This window comes from Cryobacterium sp. N21 (genome assembly GCF_002929575.1).
Classification (GTDB): Bacteria; Actinomycetota; Actinomycetes; order Actinomycetales; family Microbacteriaceae; genus Cryobacterium; species Cryobacterium flavum.
Genome location: NZ_PJJQ01000007.1, coordinates 1 through 3,787, shown reverse-complemented (window position 1 = coordinate 3,787; position 3,787 = coordinate 1). Strand labels below are relative to the sequence as shown.

At 60.3% G+C, this 3,787-nt stretch carries 5 protein-coding genes and 1 pseudogene; 2 read left to right on the top strand and 4 right to left on the bottom strand.

Annotated features, from left to right (window positions below; translation table 11 throughout):
* Positions 1-174: 174 nt before the first annotated feature.
* Together CXY77_RS00060 and CXY77_RS00055 are read right to left on the bottom strand one after the other, a co-directional pair.
* Positions 175-621: a DUF5684 domain-containing protein gene (locus CXY77_RS00060; protein WP_233197126.1), complete on the bottom strand. Its 447-nt coding sequence runs from the start codon at positions 619-621 to the stop codon at positions 175-177.
* A gap of 88 nt (positions 622-709) precedes the next feature.
* Positions 710-1,294 carry a recombinase family protein gene (locus tag CXY77_RS00055; RefSeq protein ID WP_104087662.1) on the bottom strand — a complete coding sequence of 195 codons (585 nt, stop codon included), beginning with the start codon at positions 1,292-1,294 and terminating at the stop codon, positions 710-712.
* Positions 1,295-1,585: 291 nt separating this feature from the next.
* Between CXY77_RS00055 and CXY77_RS00050 the strand changes: the two genes are divergently transcribed.
* Positions 1,586-2,014: a DUF6234 family protein gene (locus CXY77_RS00050; RefSeq protein ID WP_092342519.1), complete on the top strand. Its 429-nt coding sequence runs from the start codon at positions 1,586-1,588 to the stop codon at positions 2,012-2,014.
* A gap of 23 nt (positions 2,015-2,037) precedes the next feature.
* Here CXY77_RS00050 and CXY77_RS20410 read toward each other — a convergent pair whose 3' ends face one another.
* Positions 2,038-2,217 carry a hypothetical protein gene (locus CXY77_RS20410; RefSeq protein ID WP_233197127.1) on the bottom strand — a complete coding sequence of 60 codons (180 nt, stop codon included), beginning with the start codon at positions 2,215-2,217 and terminating at the stop codon, positions 2,038-2,040.
* 36 nt (positions 2,218-2,253) lie between these two features.
* A pseudogene (locus tag CXY77_RS20945) lies at positions 2,254-2,849 on the bottom strand (NYN domain-containing protein).
* A 180-nt stretch (positions 2,850-3,029) separates the two neighbouring features.
* Between CXY77_RS20945 and CXY77_RS19740 the strand changes: the two are divergent.
* The gene (locus tag CXY77_RS19740) at positions 3,030-3,371 is read left to right on the top strand and encodes an aminoglycoside phosphotransferase family protein (protein WP_140425422.1); all 342 of its coding nucleotides are present in this window, start codon (positions 3,030-3,032) and stop codon (positions 3,369-3,371) included.
* The last annotated feature ends 416 nt before the right edge of the window (positions 3,372-3,787 follow it).

The following is a 3,787-nucleotide window of genomic DNA, read 5'->3' as shown; positions in this document are numbered from 1 at the left end:
GACCAGCTACGGTCCCCCCACTGACCCAGAATCTGGGCGCTCGGCAATCGGCCCGATTGGCCGCGGATCCGTCGCGCAGGGAATTCCCCTTTGAAACATCGAGCCGGCCAACTTCTGGCTCAGCAATCTGTCGCGACCTGTGTCGCCCAAGGTTGCCACCGCGACATGCAGAGGCTACGCGGCCTGCATCGTTTGCCTGCCGAGATCGCCGACGAACTTCGATCGACCATAGCCGATGATGAGAAAACCGACGGGCGAGAGCAGCCACAGCAAGAAGAAGCTGAACGCTCCGCCTTTGCCGAACGCACGCCCACAGCCGAATGCCACGACGATGCTGACGATGAGGTTCACGATGGGGATGGAATACAGGATTGTCAGTGCCCCATGATGTCCAGCGATCTTGACCAGGACGTATGTATTCAAGATCGGAATCAGCGCGCTCCATCCTGCGATGCCTGTCTTTGCAAAAACTGGCCAGAGTGCGATGACAGTGATCACGTAAGACCAAACGCTGATGAGGAGGGAAGCGGTTCTGTAGCCGCTGAGATCCTGGTCGCTTATCAGTTCGCCGACTGCCTGCAAATCGAACATTGAAGTCCCCCGATTCTGACCGATTTCCACGCAAGTTTAGCTACGTCGAAAGTGCCCGTTTACGGTTCCCGTTGCCGGACCGGCAAGTCCGGCAACGAGACTTCGGTTGAGGCCCCGATCAATGGCCCGAGTCGGACTGACGTTGGATAGTTCGATAATCGGTCGACTGCGCAACGTTGAAAAGCTCCGCCAGTTCAGCGCTGGAATGTAGGCCAGCGTTGTGTACTTCGATCAAGTGTTTCTGCTGCGCCACCGACAGTTTGGGCTGCTTACCGCGAAGACGTCCCTTCGCTTTGGCCACCTGCATTCCTTCCGGCGTTCTGGCGCGGATCAGGTCCGACTCGAACTCGGCGACCATCGCCAGTACGTTGAAGAGGAGGCGCCCGACCGGATCGTTCGGATCATGCACCGCTCCGCCAATACTCAGCTTGACGTCTTTAGCCGTCAGCTCGTCAATGATGTCTTTCGCATCTCTAAGTGAGCGTGCAAGTCTGTCGAGTTTGGCGACGACGAGGGTGTCTCCAGCACGGCAGGCGGCCAGCGCTTCGCGAAGGCCGGGCCGGGCCCGGTTCGTTCCGGTCAGACCATGATCGGTGTAGATCAGTGACGATCTAACGCCCAGTCGTTCCAGGGCGTTTTGTTGGGCGGTGAGATCTTGTTCCTCTGTGGAAACGCGTGCGTATCCAATGAGTAATCCATCCATGGCGAGACCATCCCGCTCTGCTGTGAACGGGTCAATAGTCGTCGCAGTGGGGGTCCCGCTTGCAGGTACTGAGCGCCAGTTGAGCACCGGCACCCGAGATCCGACGCGCGCGGTCATAGAGGTGAGTAGAGTGCACCGTCCGCATTTGCCACGATAGAAGTGCTGGCGAGCGATCACGATCACCTCCGGGACTATGCGTAGCCTGAAGTGACGAGTTAGGAAATCGCAGACGAGTCCAGAGGGGTCGAGCTGCCAGATCAGCTCCCGAGCGACCGTGACTAGGCTGGCGTCATGAGCGAATGGCGGGGAATCGGCGACGTTGCTACCGTCAGTGACCACGCAACCGCCCCTGCAAAAAGGGGCGGCTTCGACTTGCTTACTCTCGGGTCCGCGTTTGTGACTTTCGTGCTGACCTTCGAGCTCGTACGCCGCGCGTTTTCAGCAAGCTTGAGCCCGCAGCCGCCAACCTCGGACATCGTGGGCTACTGGGTGACCGCCGGAATCACGCTCGCCCTTCAAGTCGGGCTGCTCGTGAGGGCAATCGTGCAGCGTCGGGTCGGCCTCGTGTTCATCGCGAGCGTCGCGTTGATCATGGCTCTTGGAGTGGCGCTGTTGATGTCAGTGCCAAGGATCGACTGGCGCCCTGAACCCCCGGCTTCAACGATTAACCCGAATTATCGCCCCTGCTACAGCGGAAGCGGTGACTGCATCGGGGGCTGAGTTCCCGGGCCCGCTGAAGGGGTTTACCGCGTGCAGGTCGTCAGGCCTGGGGTTGAGCAACGCGAGCGATTGAAGCCCTTGTGCTCTCGCACCGGTCGAGACCGTGCGCAGTCACCGTTCTTCTTCTTGTTTTGTAGCTGCAGTCCGCCAGCAGGTCGGGTCTCGATGAGGAAGAGTTCCGTCGCTCGAACTAGGTCGGACAGCTTGGCATAGCCCCAGTTTCGTGAGTCGAAGTCGGGCTATTGCTTACGCATTAACTGGCCCACCGTGGCAAGATTCGCCCATCCGTCCTCTCCGGATGCAGGGGTGACGCTTATCCGCAGCCCGGAGATGAGCTTCGTGTCGCTGCGTAGTTTCGGAGGCGGAACGCGCGTGAGCGCTGCCGCGGTGCTCTCCGCTGCAGCCTCGTCGAGCACGTCGAGGTATGTGAATTGATCGCACGCGTTGCGGAACGCTTGGGGTGTCTTCCGCTCTCCGACCCCATAGACGGTGACGCCTTCTTCGCGGATGCGGGACGGGTGAAGTCGCTGTCGGATGACACGATGCAGAACCCGTGAAAGCGGCGCGTGTAGAGCAGGTCCATGGCGTCAATGATCAGTGCACTGTCGGTCGCATTCTTGCCGATCGTGTTGGCAAACTGCTGCATCGGCTGAATCACGTGCTCGCTCGCAATAGGCTTCCAACTGCTCAGGTTCGGCTTGGTCCAATCACCGTAAACCCGCTTGACAGAGGCAGTCCCGAAACGTGCGACCTCGGCGAGGACTGCGCCGATCTTTGCAGGGGACACGTTGTCCGCGTCGACAAGGACTGCGAGGAGATCGTTCGGTTTCGCCATGTGACAAGCATGGCAGTCAGCGCCCAACAATTAGTCCTGCCTGCTCAGGGTTCGGCTTGCGGGCGCTGCACACAGATGGTCCAACACGTGTCGCGCTCCGGAAAGGGACCGTGTTTCCTCACTCTAGGGACCCGCTGAACGTGCGGCCCGAGGCGAGGTGTGGTTGGTTACGCTCGGGGGATGAGAGATTCGGCCCGGCCTGAACACGAGATCGAAATCCCTCAGTCCTTTCGAGAGCTGCCACGTTGGTGGAGCGACGGGACGGAATGGCTTGACTCGCTCCCTGGCCGCATTGCAGACAAGTGCGCTGATTGGCGTCTGCGGCCGGGTGGCAGCGCGCTCCATGGCTCGAATGCGATCGCTCTGCCGGTGACTCGTGACGGGGTCCTGCTCCTCTTGCGACTGACTCCGCCTCATTCCAGTTTCCAGCTCGAGATCGACGCGCTCCGCTTCTGGGACGGACGCGGAACAGTCCTGCTGTTCGAGCACGATTCCGATGCTGGTGCAATGCTTCTGGAATGACTTGAGACCACGGAAACTCTCGCAAGCGCCCCCTTGATAGACGCGGTGCCCGTGATCGCACGTCTCATGGTTTGGCCGTCGTGCGCTCGGCCACCGCACCACCGCCGTCTAGAAGTCAGTCACTTTCTTGGCATGCCACGCACACCTTGCGGGAATACGATCTCTCTATCGGGCTTCCCGTCACGTCGGCAGCCCGCGACGCACCGCCTCACAGCAGCGTCGAAGCATCGCTGCACCACAGCTTGACGCCGCTGCGATGCGGCGGCTAATCGTTAAATTGTGACCCCGACGACACCGTTTCTCATCCAGCTAAAGCACACAGGGAGCATCAATGAGCACTGACGACCAGACCAACACATGCAGTTTCCACATGAGCGGTGCGCTGCCAGCAGGTGGCGACCACCTCGGTGGCACCT

What these genes read in the sequence shown, in the direction of transcription:
- CXY77_RS00055 (WP_104087662.1), bottom strand. Translation starts at nt 1,294, where the DNA reads ATGGATGGATTACTCATTGGATACGCACGCGTTTCCACAGAGGAACAA.
- CXY77_RS00050 (WP_092342519.1), top strand. Translation starts at nt 1,586, where the DNA reads ATGAGCGAATGGCGGGGAATCGGCGACGTTGCTACCGTCAGTGACCAC.
- CXY77_RS19740 (WP_140425422.1), top strand. Translation starts at nt 3,030, where the DNA reads ATGAGAGATTCGGCCCGGCCTGAACACGAGATCGAAATCCCTCAGTCC.